At 62.0% G+C, this 21,122-nt stretch carries 26 protein-coding genes; 19 read left to right on the top strand and 7 right to left on the bottom strand.

The genetic code is table 11. The features are described 5' to 3' along the window. The first annotated feature begins 60 nt into the window (after window positions 1-60). From G6N78_RS03805 to trmB, 14 genes are all read left to right on the top strand, one after another. On the top strand, window positions 61-552 hold the full coding sequence (locus G6N78_RS03805; protein WP_165215880.1) for a universal stress protein: 492 nt from the start codon (window positions 61-63) through the stop codon (window positions 550-552). Between the two features lie 112 nt (window positions 553-664). Then, on the top strand, window positions 665-1,231 hold the full coding sequence (locus G6N78_RS03800; RefSeq protein ID WP_165215879.1) for a NifU family protein: 567 nt from the start codon (window positions 665-667) through the stop codon (window positions 1,229-1,231). Window positions 1,232-1,238: 7 nt separating this feature from the next. Next, on the top strand, window positions 1,239-1,898 hold the full coding sequence (gene tsaB, locus G6N78_RS03795) for a tRNA (adenosine(37)-N6)-threonylcarbamoyltransferase complex dimerization subunit type 1 TsaB (protein WP_165215877.1): 660 nt from the start codon (window positions 1,239-1,241) through the stop codon (window positions 1,896-1,898). A gap of 10 nt (window positions 1,899-1,908) precedes the next feature. Then, the gene (locus G6N78_RS03790) at window positions 1,909-2,403 is read left to right on the top strand and encodes a GNAT family N-acetyltransferase (RefSeq protein ID WP_165215876.1); all 495 of its coding nucleotides are present in this window, start codon (window positions 1,909-1,911) and stop codon (window positions 2,401-2,403) included. 40 nt (window positions 2,404-2,443) lie between these two features. Further along, window positions 2,444-2,872 (top strand): Fur family transcriptional regulator, encoded by a 429-nt coding sequence (locus G6N78_RS03785; RefSeq protein ID WP_165215874.1) that lies wholly within the window; start codon window positions 2,444-2,446, stop codon window positions 2,870-2,872. After that, the gene (olsA, locus tag G6N78_RS03780; protein WP_165215873.1) at window positions 2,869-3,663 is read left to right on the top strand and encodes a lyso-ornithine lipid O-acyltransferase; all 795 of its coding nucleotides are present in this window, start codon (window positions 2,869-2,871) and stop codon (window positions 3,661-3,663) included. The genes G6N78_RS03785 and olsA overlap by 4 nt, the downstream gene beginning before the upstream one ends. 44 nt (window positions 3,664-3,707) lie before the next feature. Continuing rightward, window positions 3,708-5,123, top strand: coding sequence for a tRNA (N6-isopentenyl adenosine(37)-C2)-methylthiotransferase MiaB (miaB, locus tag G6N78_RS03775; protein ID WP_165215871.1), 1,416 nt, complete (start codon window positions 3,708-3,710; stop codon window positions 5,121-5,123). Window positions 5,124-5,156: 33 nt separating this feature from the next. Beyond that, window positions 5,157-6,215: a PhoH family protein gene (locus G6N78_RS03770; protein ID WP_165215870.1), complete on the top strand. Its 1,059-nt coding sequence runs from the start codon at window positions 5,157-5,159 to the stop codon at window positions 6,213-6,215. Window positions 6,216-6,227: 12 nt separating this feature from the next. Next, entirely contained in the window at window positions 6,228-6,737 is a 510-nt protein-coding gene (gene ybeY, locus G6N78_RS03765; RefSeq protein ID WP_165215868.1) for an rRNA maturation RNase YbeY, read from the top strand. A 9-nt stretch (window positions 6,738-6,746) separates the two neighbouring features. Continuing rightward, window positions 6,747-7,913, top strand: coding sequence for a transporter associated domain-containing protein (locus G6N78_RS03760; protein WP_165215867.1), 1,167 nt, complete (start codon window positions 6,747-6,749; stop codon window positions 7,911-7,913). Between the two features lie 212 nt (window positions 7,914-8,125). After that, window positions 8,126-9,724, top strand: a complete 1,599-nt coding sequence (gene lnt / locus G6N78_RS03755) for an apolipoprotein N-acyltransferase (RefSeq protein WP_165215865.1) — start codon at window positions 8,126-8,128, stop codon at window positions 9,722-9,724. 148 nt (window positions 9,725-9,872) lie between these two features. Further along, on the top strand, window positions 9,873-10,292 hold the full coding sequence (locus tag G6N78_RS03750) for a helix-turn-helix domain-containing protein (RefSeq protein ID WP_165215864.1): 420 nt from the start codon (window positions 9,873-9,875) through the stop codon (window positions 10,290-10,292). Window positions 10,293-10,624: 332 nt separating this feature from the next. Beyond that, window positions 10,625-11,866 (top strand): methionine adenosyltransferase, encoded by a 1,242-nt coding sequence (gene metK, locus G6N78_RS03745; RefSeq protein ID WP_165215863.1) that lies wholly within the window; start codon window positions 10,625-10,627, stop codon window positions 11,864-11,866. A gap of 2 nt (window positions 11,867-11,868) precedes the next feature. Further along, window positions 11,869-12,582 carry a tRNA (guanosine(46)-N7)-methyltransferase TrmB gene (gene trmB, locus G6N78_RS03740; RefSeq protein WP_165215862.1) on the top strand — a complete coding sequence of 238 codons (714 nt, stop codon included), beginning with the start codon at window positions 11,869-11,871 and terminating at the stop codon, window positions 12,580-12,582. A 21-nt stretch (window positions 12,583-12,603) separates the two neighbouring features. On the opposite strand, the gene G6N78_RS03735 is transcribed toward trmB, so the two are convergent. From G6N78_RS03735 to G6N78_RS03720, 4 genes are all read right to left on the bottom strand, one after another. Beyond that, window positions 12,604-12,861 carry a BQ00720 family protein gene (locus tag G6N78_RS03735; protein ID WP_165215861.1) on the bottom strand — a complete coding sequence of 86 codons (258 nt, stop codon included), beginning with the start codon at window positions 12,859-12,861 and terminating at the stop codon, window positions 12,604-12,606. A 43-nt stretch (window positions 12,862-12,904) separates the two neighbouring features. Beyond that, window positions 12,905-13,333, bottom strand: a complete 429-nt coding sequence (locus G6N78_RS03730; RefSeq protein WP_165215860.1) for an Hsp20 family protein — start codon at window positions 13,331-13,333, stop codon at window positions 12,905-12,907. Window positions 13,334-13,468: 135 nt separating this feature from the next. Continuing rightward, a complete protein-coding gene (locus G6N78_RS03725) occupies window positions 13,469-14,368 on the bottom strand; it encodes a ribokinase (RefSeq protein ID WP_165215859.1) in 900 nt (299 codons plus the stop codon). 52 nt (window positions 14,369-14,420) lie between these two features. Further along, the gene (locus tag G6N78_RS03720) at window positions 14,421-15,599 is read right to left on the bottom strand and encodes a DNA recombination protein RmuC (RefSeq protein ID WP_165215858.1); all 1,179 of its coding nucleotides are present in this window, start codon (window positions 15,597-15,599) and stop codon (window positions 14,421-14,423) included. 123 nt (window positions 15,600-15,722) lie between these two features. On the opposite strand from G6N78_RS03720, the gene def reads away from it, so the two are divergent. Genes def through truA form a run of 5 tightly spaced genes read left to right on the top strand, consistent with a single transcriptional unit; the run spans window position 15,723 to window position 18,751 of the window. Continuing rightward, on the top strand, window positions 15,723-16,238 hold the full coding sequence (def, locus tag G6N78_RS03715; RefSeq protein ID WP_272955627.1) for a peptide deformylase: 516 nt from the start codon (window positions 15,723-15,725) through the stop codon (window positions 16,236-16,238). Window positions 16,239-16,298: 60 nt separating this feature from the next. Continuing rightward, window positions 16,299-16,568 (top strand): FitA-like ribbon-helix-helix domain-containing protein, encoded by a 270-nt coding sequence (locus G6N78_RS03710; RefSeq protein WP_165215855.1) that lies wholly within the window; start codon window positions 16,299-16,301, stop codon window positions 16,566-16,568. Next, window positions 16,565-16,984: a type II toxin-antitoxin system VapC family toxin gene (locus tag G6N78_RS03705; protein WP_165215854.1), complete on the top strand. Its 420-nt coding sequence runs from the start codon at window positions 16,565-16,567 to the stop codon at window positions 16,982-16,984. The genes G6N78_RS03710 and G6N78_RS03705 overlap by 4 nt, the downstream gene beginning before the upstream one ends. A gap of 22 nt (window positions 16,985-17,006) precedes the next feature. Further along, complete coding sequence (fmt, locus tag G6N78_RS03700) at window positions 17,007-17,942, top strand: methionyl-tRNA formyltransferase (RefSeq protein WP_165215853.1); 936 nt, start codon at window positions 17,007-17,009, stop codon at window positions 17,940-17,942. After that, on the top strand, window positions 17,942-18,751 hold the full coding sequence (truA, locus tag G6N78_RS03695; protein ID WP_165215851.1) for a tRNA pseudouridine(38-40) synthase TruA: 810 nt from the start codon (window positions 17,942-17,944) through the stop codon (window positions 18,749-18,751). Before fmt ends, truA begins: the two co-directional genes overlap by 1 nt. Here truA and G6N78_RS03690 read toward each other — a convergent pair. Genes G6N78_RS03690 through dapE form a run of 3 tightly spaced genes read right to left on the bottom strand, consistent with a single transcriptional unit; the run spans window position 18,698 to window position 21,121 of the window. Next, complete coding sequence (locus tag G6N78_RS03690; RefSeq protein WP_165215850.1) at window positions 18,698-19,294, bottom strand: hypothetical protein; 597 nt, start codon at window positions 19,292-19,294, stop codon at window positions 18,698-18,700. The two genes, truA and G6N78_RS03690, sit on opposite strands and share 54 nt — an antisense overlap. A 29-nt stretch (window positions 19,295-19,323) precedes the next feature. Next, entirely contained in the window at window positions 19,324-19,941 is a 618-nt protein-coding gene (locus tag G6N78_RS03685; protein ID WP_165215848.1) for a hypothetical protein, read from the bottom strand. Next, window positions 19,928-21,121, bottom strand: coding sequence for a succinyl-diaminopimelate desuccinylase (gene dapE, locus G6N78_RS03680; RefSeq protein WP_165215847.1), 1,194 nt, complete (start codon window positions 21,119-21,121; stop codon window positions 19,928-19,930). The genes G6N78_RS03685 and dapE overlap by 14 nt, the downstream gene beginning before the upstream one ends. Window position 21,122: the final 1 nt, after the last annotated feature.

Genomic DNA, 21,122 nt, shown 5'->3' with positions numbered 1-21,122 from the left:
TTTTCATTTTCCGGCTTTCGTATAAGTTCGCGCGAAGGCGTTTGAGACAGGGGAGCGATCATGGTTTCAAAACGGCTTTCACGGTTGGAGGGACACCGGCGCAAGTTCATGGCCGTCATCGACGGCACGCCGGAATGCGAAAAGGCCGTGCATTATGCCGGTCGCCGCGCCCAGAATTCGAACGGCGGCCTGGTGCTGCTCTACGTGATCCCCGAGGGTGATTTCCAGCAATGGCTGGGCGTGGAGCAGATCATGCGCGCCGAAGCCCGCGAGGAGGCAGAAGCCGTGATGGCGAAGGCCGCCCAGAAGGTGCGCGAAACGATCGGTATCGATCCGGAGGTCGTCATCCGCGAAGGGGGCGCCACCGATGAGATCAATGCGGCGATCGAGGAGGATCGCGATATTGCCATTCTGGTGCTGGCGGCCGGCAATACCAAGGATGGCCCGGGCCCTTTGGTGGCCTCGCTCGCCGGACGGGCAAGCGCTTTCCCGATCCCCGTGACCGTCTTGCCGGATACGCTGAGCAATGACGAAATCGATGCGCTCTGCTGAGGCCCCTTGACCTCGCTTTCGCAAGAGCGCACTTGAATGCAAACCTGATCCGGACTATCTTCTTTGGAAGAATTCTAAACTGGCGCCTGCTCGGCCGCCCGGGAGCTTGAAAATGTTCATCCAGACAGAAGCCACGCCGAACCCGGCAACCCTGAAATTCCTGCCCGGCAAGGTGGTGATGGAAAAGGGTACGGCGGATTTCCGTTCGCTCGAGGAGGCGCAGACCTCGCCGCTCGCCGCGCGCCTGTTTGCCATTCCGGGCGTCACGGCCGTCTATTTCGGCTATGATTTCGTCACCGTCACCAAGGAAGACCAGGAGTGGCAGCACCTGAAGCCCGCCATTCTGGGCTCGATCATGGAGCATTTCATGTCCGGCCAGCCGGTCATGGGCGGCGCTGCGAACCTGGCCGAAATGACCGACGAAGAGGGCGAGTTCTTCGAGGATGGTGACGAGACGATCGTGGCCACCATCAAGGAACTGCTCGAAACCCGTGTCCGCCCGGCGGTTGCGCAGGATGGCGGCGATATCACCTTTAAGGGTTTCCGCGATGGCACGGTCTATCTCAACATGAAGGGCGCCTGCTCCGGCTGCCCGTCCTCCACGGCGACGCTGAAGCATGGCGTGCAGAACCTTCTGCGCCATTTCGTGCCGGAAGTGCAGGCGGTCGAGGCGCTCTGAGTTCACGATGAAGCTGCTCGCCATCGATACGGCCGGGGTGGATTGTTCCGCCGCGGCCTTTGACGCGTCCACCAACCTGGTGCTGGCCCATGTGACCGAGCGGATCGGCAAGGGCCATGCGGAACGCCTGATGGCGATGATCGAGGAGGTGCTGACCTCTGCCGGTCTCGCGCTCACCGATCTCGATCGTGTCGCCGTGACGATTGGCCCCGGCTCGTTCACCGGCATTCGCGTCGGCGTGGCCGCCGCGCGTGGCCTGGCCCTGGCGCTTAAAATCCCCTCGGTGGGCGTTTCGACGCTGGAAGTGATGGCCGCGGCTTTTCTGCGGGATCACCCCGGACAGACCGTGATTGCGGCCATGGACGCCAAGCGGGACGAGATTTATGCTCAGGTTTTTGCGCCCGATGGCACAGCGCTGACGGCGCCGTCGATTGTGTCACTGGAAGACCTACAGCGCCTGGCCGCGACCCATGCCGCAGAGGTGACCGGCACCGCCGCAGCCCTGCTTCCCGGCGGGGCCTCCACCGGCGAACCGGACCGTTTCGACATCGAGACGGTGGCGCGGATCGGTGCAAAAGCAAATCCGGATCGATCGCGGCCAAAACCGCTTTACCTGCGCGATCCGGATGCTAAACCGCAAGACGGTTTTGCTCTCGCTCGTGCCTGACGATTCTGGAATGTTCGAAGACTATCTGACCTGGAAGCCCTTTTTCGACGTCGTGCCGATGCAGGAGACGGATTGCCCGGCAGCGTCGGACCTGCACGGCCAGCGCTTTTCCCGTCAGTGGAGTGCCGAGGAGGTGTCGAGCCTCCTGCAACAGTCCGGTGTCTTCGGTTTTTCCGCTCTGCAGACGAACGCCTTCTTCAGCCGGCCGCTGGGTGGTTTCGTCTTGTCGCGCGAGGCGGCGGGCGAGGCGGAGATTTTGACCATCGCCGTTTCCGAAAAGCTGGCCCGCTCCGGGCTTGGCTGGCGGCTGATGCAGGCGGCTCTGCGCGAGGCGCTGGAACGCGGTGCCGAATCGATGTTCCTGGAAGTGGATGAGATGAATGCGCCGGCTGTCGGCCTCTATCGCCGCCTCGGCTTCCAGCAGGTGGCGCGGCGAAAGGCCTATTATGCCGCCGCTGACGGAACGAAAACCGCCGCGCTTGTCATGCGCCGCGATCTTCGTTAGTCCGTTCTCTTCATAGACTGCAATGCAAGGCCGGGACGATATGACAGACCTTTCCAAATCCCTGGAGGAGCTGTGCGCCGAGCGGGGCATGCGAATGACCGAGCAGCGCCGCGTCATTGCCCGGATCTTGCAGGATTCGGACGACCATCCGGATGTCGAGGAACTCTACCGGCGCTCGACCAAGATCGATTCGCGCATCTCCATTTCCACCGTCTACCGGACGGTGAAACTGTTCGAAGATGCCGGCATCATCGAGAAGCACGATTTCCGCGATGGCCGGTCCCGTTACGAGACGGTGCCGGAAGAACATCACGATCACATGATCGACGTGAAGACCGGCGAGGTGATCGAGTTTCATTCCGCCGAAATCGAGGCCCTGCAGGAGCGGATTGCCCGCGAGCACGGTTTCCGCCTCGTCGGCCATCGTCTGGAGCTCTACGGTATCCCGCTGGACAAGGACGACACGTGATCACCTGGTTCAGGATCGGCCTCATCCTTGCCATCCTGACGGTGGTGACGCTTGTGCTTTTGCCGTTCCAGCTGCTGGCGCTGCGCTTTGACTGGCCGCTGCGGCGCCGTCTGCCCCGCTGGTGGCACCGCACCGCCTGCTACCTGCTCGGCATCCGCATCCGCGTTCATGGAAAACTGGAAAGCCGAAGGCCGCTGATGCTGGCCGCCAACCATGCCTCCTGGAAGGATATCCTTGTTCTGGGCGCGATTGCCGACGTCGCCTTCATCGCGAAAGCAGAGGTGGCCGGCTGGCCGATCTTCGGCCTGCTCGCCAAATGGCAGAAATCGGTCTTCGTGGTGCGCGAGCAGAAACGCAAGGCGGGTGAGCAGGTGAACGAGGTGGCCGAACGGCTGGCCGCGCGCGAGATCATCGTTCTCTTCCCCGAAGGCACGACGTCCGACGGCAACCGGCTGCTGGACGTCAAGACCTCGCTGTTCGGTGCCGCCGCCGCCGCCGTTCCCTCCTCGCCGGAGGGTGTCGTCTATGTCCAGCCGGTCTCGATCGCCTATACCGGCATCTACGGCATGCCGATGGGGCGCTATCACCGGCCGATCGCCGCCTGGCCGGGAGACGTGGAACTGGTGCCGCATCTGATGGGCATCCTGAAGGCCGAAGCGCTCGAGGTGGATGTCGATTTCGGCGAGGCGGTGGAGTTTCGTGCTGACACCAACCGAAAGGTCGCCGGCGCGACCGTGATCCAGCGGCTGCGCACCCAGCTGCAAGAGCGGCTCTACCCGCGCGCCGGCTGAAAGATCCCTTCTATTTCCGGGCATCTTGCAGTAAAGAAGCCGCCATGAGCGACCAGACCATCTCCCTTTCGGCGACCGCAGACGCGGCAGCGCCCGTGGCCAACACAGCCTCCAACACGCGAAAAGTGTTCATCAAGACCTACGGGTGTCAGATGAACGTCTATGATTCCGTGCGCATGGGCGATGCCCTGGCGAGCGAAGGTTATGTCACGACGGAGACGATGGAGGAGGCGGACCTCGTCCTCCTCAACACCTGTCATATCCGCGAAAAGGCAGCGGAAAAGGTCTACTCCGCGCTTGGGCGCCTCCGCGAGATGAAGAAGGAACGGGCCGCCAACGGTCGCGAGATGATGATCGGCGTGGCCGGTTGCGTCGCCCAGGCGGAAGGCGAGGAAATCCTGCGCCGTGCGCCGGCGGTGGACGTGGTCATCGGTCCGCAGACCTATCACCGCCTGCCGCAGGCGCTGAAGCGCGCACGCCGGGGCGAGCGTGTGATCGAGACGGACTATGCCGTCGAGGACAAGTTCGAGCACCTGCCGAAGACCGAAAAGGCGGTCATCCGCTCGCGCGGCGTCACCTCCTTCCTGACCGTCCAGGAAGGCTGCGACAAGTTCTGCACCTTCTGCGTGGTGCCCTATACCCGCGGTTCCGAAGTCTCCCGGTCCCTGTCGCAGATTTTGGACGAGGCTGAGCGGCTGGTCGAAGGCGGCGTGCGCGAGATCACGCTGCTGGGCCAGAACGTCAACGCCTGGCACGGCGAGGGACCGAAGGGCGAGGCCTGGGGCCTTGGCGATCTGCTCTACCGTCTGGCCGAAATTCCCGGTCTGGCGCGGCTGCGCTATACCACGAGCCACCCGCGCGACATGGACGATCGCCTGATCGAGGCGCATCGGGACCTCAGGGCGCTGATGCCGTATCTGCATCTTCCGGTGCAGGCCGGCTCCGACCGGGTGCTGAAGGCGATGAACCGCCGGCATACGGCGGAGGATTATATCCGCCTGATCGACCGTATCCGCACCGCCCGCCCGGACATCGCGCTCTCCGGCGATTTCATTGTCGGTTTCCCGGGCGAAACGGACGCGGAATTCGAGGATACGCTCAAGCTGGTCGAGACCGTGCGTTACGCGCAGGCCTATTCGTTCAAATATTCCACCCGTCCCGGAACTCCGGGTGCCGAACTTGGTTCGCAGGTCGATGAAGAGGTGAAGGCCGAGCGCCTGGAACGGCTGCAGGCCCTGCTTCTGAAACAACAGCACGAATTCGCCGAAGAGTGCGTCGGCAAGGTCATCGATATCCTGCTGGAAAAGCCCGGCCGCAACCCCGGCCAGCTGATCGGACGCTCTCCCTGGCTGCAGTCTGTGAATGTTGATGCAAAATCATCGCAAATCGGTGACATTATCTCTGTACGAATCATAGGCACCGGACCGAACAGCTTGTTTGCCGAGCGAATCGAGCGTTAAATGGTCCGACCAACCTGATAGGAGACAGCCTACTTGAACGGACGTGAATTGGTTTCTTCATCCTCGCGCCACCCCAGATCCCCCGCGATTGACGCCAATCACTTCGTCTTGACGTTCGAGAACAACAGGCTGGCGAGTGAACTTTTCGGACAATTTGACCAGAATCTGAAGCTCCTGGAAGAGCGGCTGCATATCGATGCGCGCGCTCGCGGCAATTCGGTGAGCATTACCGGCGAACTGGTCGCCACCAACCAGGCGCGCCGCGCGCTGGATTTTCTCTACGAGCGCCTGCAGAAGGGTGGCTCGGTCGAAACCTCCGATGTGGAAGGCGCAATCCGGATGGCCGTTGCGGCAGATGACCAGTTGTCGCTTCCGACCCTGGAGCGAAAGGCCAAGCTCTCCATGGCGCAGATCTCCACCCGCAAGAAGACAATCCAGGCGCGCACGCCGACGCAGGACGCCTATATGCGGGCGCTGGAGCGCTCCGAACTCGTCTTCGGCGTCGGGCCGGCCGGGACCGGCAAGACCTATCTCGCCGTTGCCCATGCGGCCCAGCTTCTGGAGCGTGGGGCGGTGGACAAGATCATTCTCTCGCGCCCGGCGGTCGAAGCGGGCGAACGCCTGGGCTTCCTGCCCGGCGACATGAAGGAAAAGGTCGATCCCTATCTGCGGCCTCTTTACGACGCGCTCTACGACATGATTGCCGGCGACAAGGTGGAGCGGGCGATCACGGCCGGCGTCATCGAGATTGCGCCGCTCGCCTTCATGCGCGGCCGCACGCTCGCCAATGCCGCCGTCATTCTCGACGAGGCGCAGAACACTACCTCCATGCAGATGAAGATGTTCCTGACGCGCCTTGGCGAGAACTCGCGGATGATCATCACCGGCGACCCGAGCCAGGTGGATCTGCCGCGCGGCGTCAAGTCCGGCCTGGTCGAGGCGCTGCAGGTACTGAAGGGCGTCGAGGAAATCTCCGTCGTCCGCTTCAAGGACAGCGACGTCGTGCGCCATCCGCTGGTCGGCCGCATCGTCAAGGCTTATGACGCGCAGTACACCGTTCACGAGGAAAGTGAGGACGCAGGCCACGAGTGAGCCTGGACCCCCATGCCAGACCTGGATTTACAGATCAGCGTCGAAGATGACCGCTGGCCGGACGAAGAGCAGTTGAACACGCTGTGCAAGCGCGTTCTGGATGCCGCCGCGCAGATGCTCGCGACCGAGGAAAAACAGCCTTTCCCGAAGCAACCTTGCGAAGTCTCGCTGGTTTTCACCGACGATGCGGCCATCCGCGAGATCAATGCCGAATGGCGCGGCAAGGACAAGGCGACCAATGTCCTGTCCTTCCCGGCCTTCCCGGTAACGCCCGGCAAGATGCCAGGTCCGATGCTGGGCGATATCGTCATTGCGCGCGAGACGCTCGAGCGGGAGGCTGAGGAGCTCGAAAAGCCCTTTGACGACCATCTGACGCACCTGATGGTGCACGGTTTCCTCCACCTTTTCGGCTACGACCACATCGAAAAGGACGAGGCGGAAAAAATGGAAGCGCTCGAGACTCGTATTTTGGCCGGCCTTGGCCTATCTGATCCCTATGCGGGACAAGACCCGATAGTGTAAACTGGAACCATGAACGACATTTCGACAAGCGCCGTCCAGGACGGCAACGGTTCGGAACAGCCGTCCTCGGATGAGGGTGGCAGTTCGCACAAACGCGAGACCGTCAACCGATCGCAGACCTCCTTCTGGGCCCGGGCCATCCGCCTGCTCAGGCCATCGCAAGGCGAGAGACTTCGCGAGGATCTGGCCGACGCCCTTTTGACAGACACCGCCGTCAGCAGTGCCTTTTCGCCGGATGAGCGGGCGATGCTGCACAATATCCTCCGCTTCCGCGAGGTGCGCGTCGAGGATGTCATGGTGCCGCGTGCCGATATCGAGGCGGTCGAGATGGGCATGACGCTGGGCGAACTGCTGATCTATTTCGAAGAAACCGGCCGCTCGCGCATGCCCGTCTATTTCGAGACGCTGGATGATCCGCGCGGTTTTGTGCACATCCGCGATCTTTTGAGTTATCTGGCAAAGCAGGCGCGCAACAAGCGCCGCGCGACCTCGGCCAAGACCGTGCAGGTCGCCGCCGCTCCCGAAGCCGTTCTGAAGGAGAAGCCGGTGCGCACACCGCGTCCGGCGTTCGATCTCGGACGGGTGGATCTCAGCAAGACGGTTGCGGATGCGGGTCTCATCCGCAAGATCCTCTTCGTGCCGCCGTCGATGCTCGCCTCGGATCTGTTGAAGAGCATGCAGGCCGCCCGCACGCAGATGGCGCTGGTGATCGACGAATATGGCGGCACCGACGGCCTCGTCAGCCACGAGGACATTGTCGAGATGGTGATCGGCGATGTCGAGGACGAGCACGACGACGACGAGGTCATGTTCTCCCGCACCAGCGACGACGTGTTCATCGCCGATGCGCGCGTCGAACTGGAGGACATTGCCAAGGCGCTCGGGCCGGACTTCGACGTGCGTGACCAGTTGGAAGATGTCGATACGCTGGGTGGCCTGATCTTCTCGGCGTTGGGACGGATCCCCGTGCGCGGAGAACTGGTGCAGGCCGTTCCGGGCTTCGAATTCCAGATCCTCGATGCCGATCCCCGGCGCATCAAACGGGTGCGCATCGTGCGCAAGCGTCACCTGGCCGCCCGAAGGCGCGTCTCGAAGGGCGAGGGCGATAACCCCACCGCGGATGATCAAGGGCAGACCACGCTCGCGACGGCCGATGATGGAGGCGACCGCAGCTGATCTGGCGCGCCGTCGCCTGCTGCGGAACGTTAGGTCGCCATCCCCGCGCTGCCCATTCCTTGCTGAAATGGCTCGGACGTTTGCTGCAACGATCTCCTCGAACCGTCGCGGCAAGATAGCCGGTTGGCCTCTTGCCACTGTCTGGGCTAACAAGACGGTGCCGGTTTTGCCGGCTGCATGATTCTTGGTTCGGGCACGGGGGACGACCGCCAATGGAACGACTGGCAAACCGGGTCATGCTGCTGTGGGGTGTTCGCCGGGCAGTTCTCGCGATCCTGGCCGGAGCCTTCGCCGCCCTGGCGCTTCCGCCGTTTTCCTTTGTGGCGGCGCTGTTTGTCTCCTTCACGCTGCTGGTCTGGCTGATGGATGGCTCGGCAACGGAGCCGGGCGCCGGCTTCTTCGCCCGATCCCGTTCGACCTTCGGACTCGGCTGGCTGTTCGGGTTCGGATACTTCGTCGCCGGCCTCTGGTGGCTGGGCAACGCGCTTCTGGTGGAGGCGGATGAATTTGCCTGGGCGCTGCCGCTTGCAATCCTTGGCCTGCCTGCCGTTCTCGCTCTTTATTATGGCCTTGCCACCTGGATTGCCGGCCTGGTCTGGTCCGATGGTTTCGGCCGGCTTGCCGCGCTGGCGCTCGGTTTTGGCCTCGCGGAGTGGCTGCGCAGCTTTCTTCTGACCGGCTTTCCATGGAACGCCATTGGCTACGGCGTCATGCCCATCCCGCTGATGATGCAGTCCGACCGGGTGATCGGGCTGTTTGGCATGAGTGCGCTTGCCGTCTTCGTGGTATCCGCGCCGGCACTGATCGGCACGCGGCGCGGCATGCTGGGCGGGGTGACGCTCGCTGTTCTCCTCGCCTGTGCCCATCTCGGCTACGGTGCCTATAGCCTCTCCCAAGCGCCGCCGCCGGGGCAACACGCGGAGCAGGAGGTTTCCATCCGCGTCGTTCAGCCGGTCATCGATCAGGCACGCAAGATGGATATCAATGATAGGGTTGCCGTCTTTGAAGAACATCTGGCCTTGTCGACATTGCCGCCGAAGCCGGGAGCGCGGCGCCCCGATATCATCATCTGGCCGGAAACGTCCGTTCCGTTCATCCTGACCCAGTACCGGGACGCGCTGGTGCGCATCGCTGACGTGCTGCAGGACGGGCAGATCCTGATTGCCGGTGTCGTGCGGATCGAGGACGCAGCGCCCGGGCAGCCGCCGCGCTACTACAATTCCATCTATGCCATCGACAGCCAGGGGCAGATCCTGTCTGCCTCCGACAAGGTGCATCTCACCCCCTTCGGCGAATACCTGCCGTTCGAGACCTTCTGGAACAGTCTCGGGATCAGCAATATCGTTGATATGCCGGGCGGCTTCTCCGCCGGAACGACCCACTCGCTGCTCACCTTGCCGAGCGGCCAAAGCTTTTATCCGCTGATCTGTTACGAGGCGATTTTCCCCGACGAGGTGACCGCTTCCGTATCCAGCGCCTCAGCACTTCTCAATATTACCAATGATGCCTGGTTCGGAGATACTCCCGGCCCATACCAACATTTTCAGCAGTCAAGATTGCGCGCAGTAGAGACTGGTATTTCTCTGATTCGCGGAGCCAATAGCGGCATCTCTGCACAGATTGACCCATTTGGGCGTGTACTGAAGCAGATCGAGTTTAATAAAAAAGGCGTGATGGATTCCACTTTGGGTCGTTTCTCCGTCTCCAAATGGAACAACTATAGCCGTCAGAATAACTTCTGGTTGATAATTCTCTCTCTGGCGCTGATTGCAGGGATTTCGCGTCTGGGTTTAAAATATAGGCTCAATTGACCCGAAACCCCCAAAATTGCATAGTGATCTCGTCGCTCGCGTGTGGGTATGCTGTCTGTTGCCGTGTGGGCAGCGGTAACATCTCAGATGGCATGCAGTTGCATGCGTAGCGTGTATGGGGACCTTAGAGCAACTTAGGACGCGTCTAATGATTGAGAACAAGAAGAAGCCAAACCCGATAGATATTCATGTCGGGAGCCGGATCCGGCTTCGTCGCACAATGCTTGGTATGAGCCAGGAAAAGCTTGGGGAAAGCCTCGGCATCACGTTCCAGCAGATCCAGAAATACGAAAAGGGTACCAATCGCGTTGGCGCCAGCCGCCTTCAGAATATCTCCAGCATTCTGAACGTGCCGGTTTCGTTTTTCTTTGAAGATGCGCCGGGCGAGCAGGCAACAAACCAGGCTGGAATGGCCGAGGCTTCGAGCTCCAACTATGTGGTCGATTTCCTGTCGTCCTCCGAGGGACTTCAGCTCAATCGTGCGTTCGTCAAGATCACCGATCCGAAGGTTCGCCGCAAACTGGTTGATCTCGTGAAGGCGCTCGCGGCCGAAGCCGACGTCGAGTGATCCCTTTATCGGATAATGGCCACACGCAGGTGTAAAGGGCGCTTCGATCAGTCTGTGGTCGAGATCGTCCAAGAGAACGCTGAACGGCAACTGCTCCCTGTGTCCTCCGCCTTGCTCCACTCATCTCCCTCCTTCCGGGCTGAGTGGATGCACGCACGAAAAAAGCGGCCCGCGTTGGCCGCTTTTTTCGTTTTTGGCTACATTTTTCTGATCTGTGCGCTGTCGTTGGCAACTGTTGTCGTATAAAGATATATTTATGTCGTTGTGTCCTTGTCAGCGAGGGCCAAACTGACTACCACGTTCAGCGGTTTGTTCTTGAGGGGAATCCCAGCATGCGCGCCAATTATCTGTTTACCAGCGAATCCGTCGCCGAAGGCCATCCGGACAAGGTTTGCGATCGCATTTCCGATGAGATCGTCGATCTCGTCTATCGTGAAGCCACCAAGACCGGCGTCGATCCCTGGAAGGTGCGCATCGCCTGCGAAACGCTGGCGACGACCAATCGGGTCGTGATCGCCGGCGAGGTTCGCCTCCCGCCGAGCCTGATGAAGACGGACAAGAACGGGCAGGAAGTGATCAATCCGGCCAAGTTCAAGGCCGCCGCGCGCCGCGCCATCAAGGATATCGGCTACGAGCAGGACGGTTTCCATTGGAAGAACGCCAAGATCGACGTCCTCCTGCATTCGCAGTCTGCAGACATTGCCCAGGGCGTCGATAACGCCGCCGACCAACAGGGCAATGAAGGGGCTGGCGACCAGGGCATCATGTTCGGTTACGCCTGCAACGAGACGCCCGACCTGATGCCGGCGCCGATCTATTATTCGCACCGCATCCTTCAGCTTCTGGCGACTGCCCGCAAGAAGGGCGAAGGCGATGTCGGCAAGCTCGGTCCGGACGCCAAGAGCCAGGTGACCGTCCGCTACGTCGATGGCAAGCCCTTTGAAGCGGTGTCCATTGTCCTCTCCACGCAGCATCTCGACGAAAGCTGGGATTCGAAGAAGGTTCGCGAGGTCGTCGAGCCCTATATCCGTGAAGCTCTGGGTGATCTGAAGATTGCCGACGATTGCGCCTGGTACATCAACCCGACCGGCAAGTTCGTCATCGGCGGCCCGGATGGTGACGCGGGCCTGACCGGCCGCAAGATCATCGTGGACACCTATGGTGGTGCGGCCCCGCATGGCGGCGGCGCCTTCTCCGGCAAGGACACGACCAAGGTTGACCGTTCCGCGGCCTACGCGGCCCGTTACCTCGCCAAGAACGTCGTCGCCGCCGGCGTTGCGGACAAGTGCACGATCCAGATTTCCTACGCCATCGGCATTGCCCAGCCGCTCTCGATCTATGTCGATCTGCACGGCACAGGCAAGAACGTGACCGAGGATCAGATCGAGGCTGCGATCCGCAAGGTGATCGATCTTTCGCCCACCGGTATTCGAAAGCATCTTGACCTGAACAAGCCTATCTATGCAAAGACGGCATCCTACGGCCATTTCGGCCGCAAGGCTGGCCGCGACGGTTCCTTCTCCTGGGAGAAGCTCGATCTCGTGAAGCCGCTGAAGGAAGCACTGAAAGGCTGAACATGTCGTCAGACGATACCGAGCGCCGGTCGCGGTCCACCGAGGCCTTTTTTGGCCGGCGCAAGGGTAAGGCATTGCGGGAGCGTCAGGTCGATCTGATGACGGCGCTCCTGCCCGAACTGAAGCTTGATCTTGACGCGGCAGCGCCACAGGATCTGAAGAGCCTGTTTCCGGTTCCGGTCGACACGCTGAGGCTGGAAATCGGCTTTGGCGGTGGCGAGCATCTCGTCCACCGTGCCGTCGAGAAGCCGACGACGGGCTTCATCGGGGTCGAGCCCTTCGTCAACTCGATGGCGAAGCTGCTGGCCAAGGTCGAGGAACTCGAGCTTCGCAATATCCGGGTGCATGATGATGATGCGACGAAGTTGCTCGACTGGCTGCCGGAGGGCTCGATCGACCGTATCGATCTGCTGTATCCCGATCCGTGGCCGAAGAAAAAGCACTGGAAACGGCGCTTCGTCTCGAAGGTGAACCTCACGCGCTTCCATCGCGTGCTGAAACCGGGCGGGCTGTTCTGCTTCGCCTCCGATATCGACACCTACGTCAACTGGACGCTGCAGCATTGCCGCGATCACCAGGGATTTGCCTGGACCGCCAATGAACCCGCCGACTGGCTCACGCCGTTCCCTACATGGCCGGGAACCCGTTATGAGGCAAAGGCGCGGCGCGAGGGCCGCTCGTCTGCCTATCTGACATTCGTGAAAGTTGAGATCTGAAGCGACTGGCCGCTTCGACCGTCAGTGAAGGCTGACGGTCTTCAGGTCGTCCTCGGCAGCCTTGAAGAAGGTGCTGGACCGGTTGTCCGTCAGCAGGATCGGCGTGCCGTCAGCGCCGAACAGGGCCCAGAGATCAAGCGCAGGATCGATATCCGGCGCTTCCGGGAAGCAGCGCGACACTTCTTCCGATCGCATCTTGCGAATATAACCGACTTCACCAGAACCCAGATGGGCGAGTTCCGACTGGGTGAGACGCGACGTCGCGTTCTTGAGGAGCATGAAAGCCTCCGACTTCTCTACATCCGGCATTGCTGCCACGAGATCAGTCTGAGACGGAAATATTAATTTTTCGCACCATGCGCTCCGGTTCCGGCCGAATGAGATCGACGGACAGAAGGCCATTGCGCAAACGCGCGCCGGACACCTGCATTCCGTCGGCCAGCACGAAGACGCGCTGGAATTGCCGGGCAGCGATGCCGCGATAGAGAAAATCGCGTTCTGCGGTCTCCACCTGTCGGCCTCGAATGATCAGCTGGTTCTCCTCCAGGCTGACATCCAGTTCCTCCTCGGAGAAGCCCGCAACGGCAAGGGTGATTCGCAGCCGCTCCGGTTCCCCGGAAACCTCTGCCCGCATCCGCTCGATGTTATACGGCGGGTAGCCATCATTGGCTTTTGCAAGACGCTCCAGCGTCTTTTCCATGCTGTCGAAGCCCAGAAGGAGCGGGCTGGTAAACGGTGTCATCCGGCTCATCTCTCAGTCCTTGAACACAAGCGACCGCGCGCGCATCCAGGTATGGCCTGCGCCTGCTGGGCCCTATATGGGAGAGCCATGGAACCTTCGCAAGCGCCGGTCAGCCGAGATCACGGCAATCGGCGGCGGCCTGTCTCAGACTTTCGCATCAACGTCTGCGGCCAGCGGAATGGCGGGCTGGGCACCCGGCTTCAGGCAGGCCAACGATCCGGCAACGGCGGCGCGCCGCAGGGCCACGTCGAACGGCAGGCCCTGGTCGAGGCTTGCGGCCAGATATCCGCAAAACGTGTCGCCGGCGCCGACCGTGTCCATCGGTTCGATCGTCAGGCCGGCGCTCGTGAGAAGGGTGCCTTCGTGCAGGGCCACGACACCGTCTCCGCCGAGAGTGACGACCAGGGTCTGGCCCGTCTCCGCATGCAGGCCGCGCATGGCCTCGATCCGCGCCTCGGCAGACAGATCCTTGCGGCCGATCAGCAGTTCGAACTCGGTTTCGTTCGAGACGAGGATCGAGGCCAAGCGGGCCAGACGGACCGCGTCCTGCGTCAGCGGCGCAGTGTTGAACAGTGTGCGGACGCCTCGGGCCTTTGCCGCCGTGAACGCCTGCTCGACGGCGTCGGCCGGCACTTCCATCTGCATCATCAGCATGTCGCCGGCATCCATGGCCGCGACCGCCGCATCGGCATCGGCTGCCGTGACAGTGCCATTGGCGCCCGGCACGACCGCAATCATGTTCTCCCCGTCGCCGCCGACGAGAATCAGCGCGGTGCCCGTCGGTTCATCCACCCGCTTGACGCCGGAAAGGTCGGTACCTGCTTCCTTTAGGAGCGCAAGCGCCGGCTCGGCAAACCCATCCCTGCCGACGGCGGACACCATCCGCACGGATGAGCCGGCCCTTTGTGCGGCGAGCGCCTGGTTGGCGCCCTTGCCGCCGGCGGCGGTGGCAAAACCGGTGCCGGCCACCGTCTCGCCCGGTTGCGGGAGGCGAACAGTCGTAGCGATGAGATCCATGTTGACGGAGCCGAAGACGGTAATCATGAGGAAGCAACCCGGTTGATGTCGAATGTGGCGCGGACACTGCCTGAGAGCATCAATCCTCGTCAACCACCCTCAGCTTGAGAAGGCCCGTGCGGCTCTCGACGCTGCGTTCGGCAACCGGTGGCTCCGCTGCCATCTGTTCCAGTTCCAGCGCGCCGATACGGGCGCCGCGGCGCGACAGTTTGTCGGAGGAGGTGAGGATCTGCTCGATATCCTTCTGCGCCATCAGGAAGTGCCCCTGCAGCTTGCGGGTGCGGTCATCCAACCGCGAGAGATCATCCATCAGCAATGCCACCTCGCTCTGAATGAGATGCGCCTGCTCGCGCATGCGCTGGTCCTTCAGCAGTGCCTGCAGCACCTGGATCGACAGCATCAGCAGCGACGGCGAGACGATGACGATGCGCAACCGCTGTGCCTTCTGGATGACGCCCTCGAAATGCTCGTGGATCTCGGCGAAGATCGATTCCGAGGGCACGAACAGGAAGGCGGTCTCCTGTGTCTCTCCTGTAATCAGATACTTCTCGGCGATGTCCTTGATATGGGTCTCGAGATCGCGGCGGAACTGCTGGCCGGCCAGCTTGCGCTGGTCTGGATGGGCCGCGTCGCGGAAGGCGTGCCAAGCCTCCAGCGGAAATTTCGCGTCGATCACCAGAGGCGGCGCGCCGTTCGGCATGGTGATGGTGCAGTCCGGCCTGAGCCCGTTCGATAGCGTGGTCTGAAAACTGTAGGTGCCTTGCGGCAGGCCATCGGCAACGATTGCCTCCATCCGTCCCTGGCCGAAGGCGCCGCGGGTCTGCTTGTTGGAGAGGATCGCCTGAAGCCCGACCACATCCTTGGCGAGCGTCTGGATGTTGTTTTGCGCCGCATCGATCACCGCCAGCCGTTCCTGCAGCTTGCGCAGGTTGTCGTGCGTGGATTTGGTCTGTTCGGCAATGCTGGAGCCGAGCCTATGGGTCATGCCGTCGAGCCGCTGATTCACGGCGCGGTTGAGTTCCGCCTGCCGGCTGCTGAGCGCTTCCGTCATCGCTGAGACACGCCCCTGCATTTCCGCCTGTGCGCGCAGAAGCGTATCGAGGCGGTTCTCCATCTCCTCCCGGCGCAGGGTGGCGGATCGGCGGAGGACCAGCGCCACCATCACGATGATGACGAAAGCTGCCAGCAGGATAAGGCTGTTCGTTCCTTCCAGCAGGGTGGCAAGACGATCGGCGAGGGTGTCGGATGAGGGTTGCATGGCGGAACCCTAGCCGAGAAGTCGGTTTGCGAAAAGATCAAAACGGGAACAAAGCGCGGAATTCCTTCTGTTGCAGCTTTTTGACCAGTTTCATCCGAAAAAAAGATGCGTTATGGGAAGCGCATGACGATCAAGCCGCTTATCATTCTTCCCGATCCCCTGCTGCGTCAGGTGTCGAAGCCGATCGAGCAGATCGATGCCGACGTGCTGAAGCTTGCCGACGACATGCTGGAAACCATGTATGACGCACCCGGCATCGGGCTCGCCGGCATCCAGATCGGCGTGGCGCGCCGTATCCTTGTGGTCGATGTCTCCCGCGAAGGCGAAGAGAAACAGCCGCTGGTGGTGATCAATCCGCAGATCCTCACCTCCTCGGATGAGCGCTCGGTCTATGAGGAAGGCTGCCTGTCGATCCCGGACTATTACGCCGAGGTGGAGCGCCCGGCTGCCGTGACGATGGAATATGTCGGTCGCGACGGCAAGCAGCACCGGATGGAGGCCGATGGCCTTCTCGCCACCTGTCTGCAGCACGAGATCGATCACCTGAACGGCGTGCTGTTCATCGATCACATCTCGCGGCTGAAGCGCGAGATGGTGATCAAGAAGTTCACCAAGGCGGCCAAGACAAAGGCCATCTGACCGCTTGAAGCAGCGGGCACGCGCTCCTATGATATCGGATGATATCCAGGAGGACTGCCCGTGGGTGACCTTTTGATCCGCAACATTCCCGATGCCATGCGCCAGAGCCTCGACGCACGGGCCGAGCGCTCGGGGCGCAGTGTTTCCGATGAAGTGACGGAAATCCTCGGGCGCGAGCTGCAGTTGGCAAAGTCTGCAGCGCCGGAAAAGGCGGGGCATCGTCTGCGATCTATTCTTGCGAATGAAGCGACCTGGACGGAACAGGAACTTGCTGAAATCGACGCGTTGCGTCACGCGAAAGATCGCCCGTCACCGCGTTTCGACGAATGATCGTTCTCGACACCAACGTCTTTTCCGAACTGAAAGGTCGAAAACATAGCGATCATCTGTTGGGATGGTTGGATGGCTTCTCGGCATCAGAGGTTTTCCTGACGACGATCACGGTTGCCGAGATCCATTTTGGTCTTGCCCTTCTGCCCGAGGGAGCGCGCAAGGCAAAACTGACGGAAACCTATTTGCGGCTGGAAGCCGAGTTTGCAGACCGGATCCTGCCATTTTCGACGGGGGCCGCTCATGTGTACGGAGTGATTTCCGCGCGCCGACATTCCGCGGGTCATGACATCGAGACGAAGGACGCCATGATCGCCGCCATCTGCCTTGCTCATGGCGCAACCCTTGCCACCCGCAACACAAAAGACTTCGAAGGGCTTGATCTTCGGCTTGTAAACCCGTTTGAAGGCGCCTGATCGAAACGAGGAGATCCGACGTATGGCTCTGCGCATCATCTTCATGGGCACACCCGATTTTTCCGTGCCGACGCTCAAGGCGCTGAAGGAGGCGGGTCATGAGATCGTCGCGGTCTACACCCAGCCGCCGCGTCCCGGTGGCCGTCGCGGCCTGGATCTCCAGAAGTCGCCGGTGCATCAGGCCGCAGAGCTTCTCGACATTCCGGTGCTGACGCCGCTGAATTTCAAGGACCCGGAGGAGCGCGCCCGTTTCCGTGCCCATGCGGCGGATGTGGCGGTGGTGGTGGCCTATGGCCTTCTGCTGCCGGTCGAGGTTCTCGAAGGAACGCGGCTCGGCTGTTACAACGGCCATGCCTCGCTTCTGCCGCGCTGGCGGGGTGCGGCTCCCATCCAGAGGGCGATCATGACCGGCGATGACAAGACCGGCATGATGGTGATGAAAATGGAAAAGGGGCTGGATACCGGCCCCGTGGCGCTGACAGCGGAAGTGCCGATCGACCCTGAGACCACGGCCGGCGAATTGCATGATACGCTGATGCAGGTCGGTGCCCGGGCCATGGTCGAGGCCATGGCGAAACTGGAGGCGGACGACCTTCGGCTCACGGTTCAGTCGGAGGAGGGGGTGCTCTACGCCGCCAAGATCGACAAGGGCGAAACGCGGATCGATTTTTCGCGCCCGGCGAAGACTGTTCACAACCATATCCGCGGCCTGTCGCCGTTTCCGGGCGCCTGGTTCGAAGCCGAGATCAACGGCAAGCCGGAACGCATCAAGGTTCTGGCGAGCACGCTGGGGCAAGGGCAGGGGGCGGCGGGCACGGTGCTCGACGACCGGCTGACGGTTGCCTGCGGTGAGGGCGCCGTGCGGTTGACGCGGCTGCAGAAGGCGGGCGGGAAGCCGCTGAACGCCGAGGATTTTCTGCGCGGCACGCCACTTGCCCCCGGCACGAGGCTCGCCTGATGCCGCGTTTCAAGATGACCGTCGAATATGACGGTACGCCCTATGTCGGCTGGCAGCGGCAGGAGAATGGCCATTCCGTCCAGTCGGCCATCGAAAAAGCCATCCTGTCTCTGACGACCGAAACCGTGTCCATCCGGGCGGCAGGCCGCACGGATTCCGGCGTGCATGCGCGCGGCCAGGTGATCCACGCGGATCTCTCCCGCGCCTGGGTACCCTACAAGCTGCGCAATGCGCTGAATGCGCATCTCGCTATGGCAGGAGAAGGCGTGTCGATTCTCTCCGTCGAGGCGGTCGGCGACGGCTTTGACGCACGCTTTTCCGCGCTGCGCCGCCATTATCTCTACCGTATCATCTCGCGCGCCTCGCCGCTGGCGATCGAAGCGAAACGGGCCTGGTGGGTGTCAAAGCCGCTCGATCACGAGGCCATGCATGCGGCCGCCCAGACGCTGATCGGCCATCATGACTTTACCACCTTCCGCTCGGCGCATTGCCAGGCGAACAGCCCCATGCGCACGCTCGACCGGCTGGATGTGACAAGAGACGGTGACCTGATCGAGATCCGCGCCTCGGCGCAGAGTTTTCTGCACAACCAGATCCGCTCCTTTGCCGGCACGCTGAAGCTCGCCGGCGAAGGCCGCATGACGCCGGAAGATGTGCGAGCCGCTCTTGAGGCAAGGGATCGCGCCGCCTGCGGCCCCGTGGCGCCGCCGGAGGGCCTCTACTTCATGCAGGTCGATTATCCGGAAGGCGCCGGATCAGCCGGGATAGACGCCGAGAAACTGCTCCAGCACGTCGGAGAGGATGAGTGACGGGACGATCAGCACCATCGTCATCGTCGCGATCATCAGCTTCTGATCGCCGAAGAACATTCTGAGGATCCGGCTGAGCGAAACCACGAGCGCGATGATGGCGGCGAGCCAGACAAGCGCAATCAGCCCGGTCAGCCCCGGAACGAGGATCAGCAGCAGGCTGAGTACGCTGTAGACATAGGCGAACGGCACCGACAGCCAGTTCGTGGTGAGCACGACGGCCGGATAGTGTTTGCCGATGCCAAGCAGACCCGCCAGAACGCCCGCCAGCACGATCGGGATCAGCCAGTTTGCCGCCTCCAGCATCGCCATGCGGAAGAAGAAGAGGGCGCCCAGTGTCTCGCCCGGCGCCAGATCATCGATGAACGCGAGCCGCCACCAGATCCAGGAGAGCCCGATCGCCGGCAGGCACCAGACGATGGCCCAGAACGAGCGCATCATGCCACGGTCGCTCACGTCGAGATATTGGAAACCGGCGCGGTTGCCCTTCACCAGCAACCAGAGGCCGAAGAGATAATGTTTCACTTCAGAAAGGGCAGGCAAGCAGAAGGCCTCCGGGCGGGGTAGCGATGTCAGCCATGGGCAACGATCAGTCCCATGGCCTTTTCAAGAGAGTGGGTCATCCAGAGCGGCGGCAGGATCGTCAGGAGTAGGAATGCCGTTCGTCTCCATTTGGGGCCGCCGATCACGGTATGCAATATGCGCCAGAGGAGGATCAAGCTGCCGATGAGGGTTGCAAGCATCAGCAGTGTCGCAGCCATCCATTGCAGCGTGGAACGGTCGTCGAGCAGCAGCAGGACGGGGTAGAGCAGGATGCCGACCGCATAGACGAAGGGTACTGCCGCCCAGTTCAGCATCACGATCAGCGGGCGGACCAGGGGCCGCAGGCCCAGCATAAATCCGGCCAGCATCAGGAAGACAACGGCAAAACACCAGTTGCTCGCCTCGATCACCAGAACCTGGAAGATATAGACCAGGTGCGGGCGCCCGAGATCGGGAAGCACCTGCAGGAATTCGATCCGCCGCAGCACCGCATAGACGATCAACGCCGGCAGGCAGAACAGCGCCGCCCGGAAGGAGCGGATCACGCCGTCATCGGAAATGTCGAAATGGGAAAGCCCGCGTGCATCACCCCTGGCGAGAAGCCTGAGACCCGCCAGAGGATGAACAAGCTCGCTAGGCAGCTGCATGGGCGAACCAGCGTTCCAGGAAGGTCTCGTAGATCCGCGTCAGGGTCTCGAGATCGGCAAGCGCCACCCGCTCGTCCACCATGTGCATGGTCTGGCCGACAAGGCCAAACTCAACGACAGGGCAGTAATCCTTGATGAAGCGCGCATCCGATGTGCCGCCGGTGGCGGATAGAGACGGCACCCGCCCGGTCACGGCTTCCACGGCGCCGGACAGCGACGAGATCAGCGCATTGTTGCGGGTCAAAAACACATGGCTCGGCCGTTCGGACCAGGTGATGTCGTAGCGGATCGGATCGCGGCCGGGCCTGAGGTCCGAATCAGCGGCCGCGGCGTCCAGCCGGCGCAGAAGCTCGGCCTGCAGGCTTTCGACGCTCCAAAGGTCGTTGAAGCGGACGTTGAACGCGAGCCGCGCCTTGGCGGGAATGACATTCGTCGCCGTGTTGCCCGTATCGATGTTCGTAACTTCAAGATTGGTCGGCGGGAAGTTTTCGGTGCCCGCATCGAGCGGCGGCACCATCAGCGCCTGCGCCATGGCCGTCGCCGCCCGCAGCGGATTGTCGGCGAGATGCGGATAGGCGACATGCCCCTGCACACCGTGGATGGTAACGAAACCGGAGATCGAGCCGCGGCGGCCGATCTTGATCATGTCGCCCAGCTGCTCGGGATTGGTCGGCTCGCCGACCAGCGCGGCATCCCAGCGCTCGCCCTTCTCGGCGGCCCATTCCAGCAGCTTCACGGTACCGTTGATCGCCGGACCTTCCTCGTCGCCGGTGATCAGGAAGGAGATGCAGCCTTTTGGCGCGCCGTGCTTTTCGACATGGCGGGCAACCGCCGCGACAAAGCAGGCAATGCCGCCCTTCATATCGACGGCGCCGCGGCCGAACATCTCCCCGCCGTCAATCTCGGCAGCGAAAGGCGCATGGGTCCAGGCCGTTTCATCCCCGACGGGAACGACGTCCGTGTGCCCGGCAAACATCAGGTGCGGCCCGCTTAGGCCGAGCCGAGCATAGAGGTTCTCGATGTCCGGCGTGCCCTCGTCCTGCGCCGTCACCCGCTCGACGGCAAAGCCGAGCGGCGTGAGCGTGGCTTGAAGAACCGAAAGCGCGCCACCTTCAGCCGGTGTCACGGATGGGCAGCGGATGAGGGCGCGAAGATTCTCGACCGGATCGGTGACGGACATG

Origin of the sequence: Allorhizobium pseudoryzae, from assembly GCF_011046245.1 — a bacterium.
Taxonomy (GTDB): Bacteria; Pseudomonadota; Alphaproteobacteria; order Rhizobiales; family Rhizobiaceae; genus Neorhizobium; species Neorhizobium pseudoryzae.
This window is presented reverse-complemented; position numbering and strand designations above follow the sequence as displayed.

What these genes read in the sequence shown, in the direction of transcription:
- G6N78_RS03805 (WP_165215880.1), top strand. Translation starts at nt 61, where the DNA reads ATGGTTTCAAAACGGCTTTCACGGTTGGAGGGACACCGGCGCAAGTTC.
- G6N78_RS03800 (WP_165215879.1), top strand. Translation starts at nt 665, where the DNA reads ATGTTCATCCAGACAGAAGCCACGCCGAACCCGGCAACCCTGAAATTC.
- tsaB (WP_165215877.1), top strand. Translation starts at nt 1,239, where the DNA reads ATGAAGCTGCTCGCCATCGATACGGCCGGGGTGGATTGTTCCGCCGCG.
- G6N78_RS03790 (WP_165215876.1), top strand. Translation starts at nt 1,909, where the DNA reads ATGTTCGAAGACTATCTGACCTGGAAGCCCTTTTTCGACGTCGTGCCG.
- G6N78_RS03785 (WP_165215874.1), top strand. Translation starts at nt 2,444, where the DNA reads ATGACAGACCTTTCCAAATCCCTGGAGGAGCTGTGCGCCGAGCGGGGC.
- miaB (WP_165215871.1), top strand. Translation starts at nt 3,708, where the DNA reads ATGAGCGACCAGACCATCTCCCTTTCGGCGACCGCAGACGCGGCAGCG.
- ybeY (WP_165215868.1), top strand. Translation starts at nt 6,228, where the DNA reads ATGCCAGACCTGGATTTACAGATCAGCGTCGAAGATGACCGCTGGCCG.
- G6N78_RS03760 (WP_165215867.1), top strand. Translation starts at nt 6,747, where the DNA reads ATGAACGACATTTCGACAAGCGCCGTCCAGGACGGCAACGGTTCGGAA.
- lnt (WP_165215865.1), top strand. Translation starts at nt 8,126, where the DNA reads ATGGAACGACTGGCAAACCGGGTCATGCTGCTGTGGGGTGTTCGCCGG.
- G6N78_RS03750 (WP_165215864.1), top strand. Translation starts at nt 9,873, where the DNA reads ATGATTGAGAACAAGAAGAAGCCAAACCCGATAGATATTCATGTCGGG.
- metK (WP_165215863.1), top strand. Translation starts at nt 10,625, where the DNA reads ATGCGCGCCAATTATCTGTTTACCAGCGAATCCGTCGCCGAAGGCCAT.
- trmB (WP_165215862.1), top strand. Translation starts at nt 11,869, where the DNA reads ATGTCGTCAGACGATACCGAGCGCCGGTCGCGGTCCACCGAGGCCTTT.
- G6N78_RS03735 (WP_165215861.1), bottom strand. Translation starts at nt 12,861, where the DNA reads ATGCTCCTCAAGAACGCGACGTCGCGTCTCACCCAGTCGGAACTCGCC.
- G6N78_RS03730 (WP_165215860.1), bottom strand. Translation starts at nt 13,333, where the DNA reads ATGAGCCGGATGACACCGTTTACCAGCCCGCTCCTTCTGGGCTTCGAC.
- G6N78_RS03725 (WP_165215859.1), bottom strand. Translation starts at nt 14,368, where the DNA reads ATGATTACCGTCTTCGGCTCCGTCAACATGGATCTCATCGCTACGACT.
- G6N78_RS03720 (WP_165215858.1), bottom strand. Translation starts at nt 15,599, where the DNA reads ATGCAACCCTCATCCGACACCCTCGCCGATCGTCTTGCCACCCTGCTG.
- def (WP_272955627.1), top strand. Translation starts at nt 15,723, where the DNA reads ATGACGATCAAGCCGCTTATCATTCTTCCCGATCCCCTGCTGCGTCAG.
- G6N78_RS03705 (WP_165215854.1), top strand. Translation starts at nt 16,565, where the DNA reads ATGATCGTTCTCGACACCAACGTCTTTTCCGAACTGAAAGGTCGAAAA.
- fmt (WP_165215853.1), top strand. Translation starts at nt 17,007, where the DNA reads ATGGCTCTGCGCATCATCTTCATGGGCACACCCGATTTTTCCGTGCCG.
- truA (WP_165215851.1), top strand. Translation starts at nt 17,942, where the DNA reads ATGCCGCGTTTCAAGATGACCGTCGAATATGACGGTACGCCCTATGTC.
- G6N78_RS03685 (WP_165215848.1), bottom strand. Translation starts at nt 19,941, where the DNA reads ATGCAGCTGCCTAGCGAGCTTGTTCATCCTCTGGCGGGTCTCAGGCTT.
- dapE (WP_165215847.1), bottom strand. Translation starts at nt 21,121, where the DNA reads ATGTCCGTCACCGATCCGGTCGAGAATCTTCGCGCCCTCATCCGCTGC.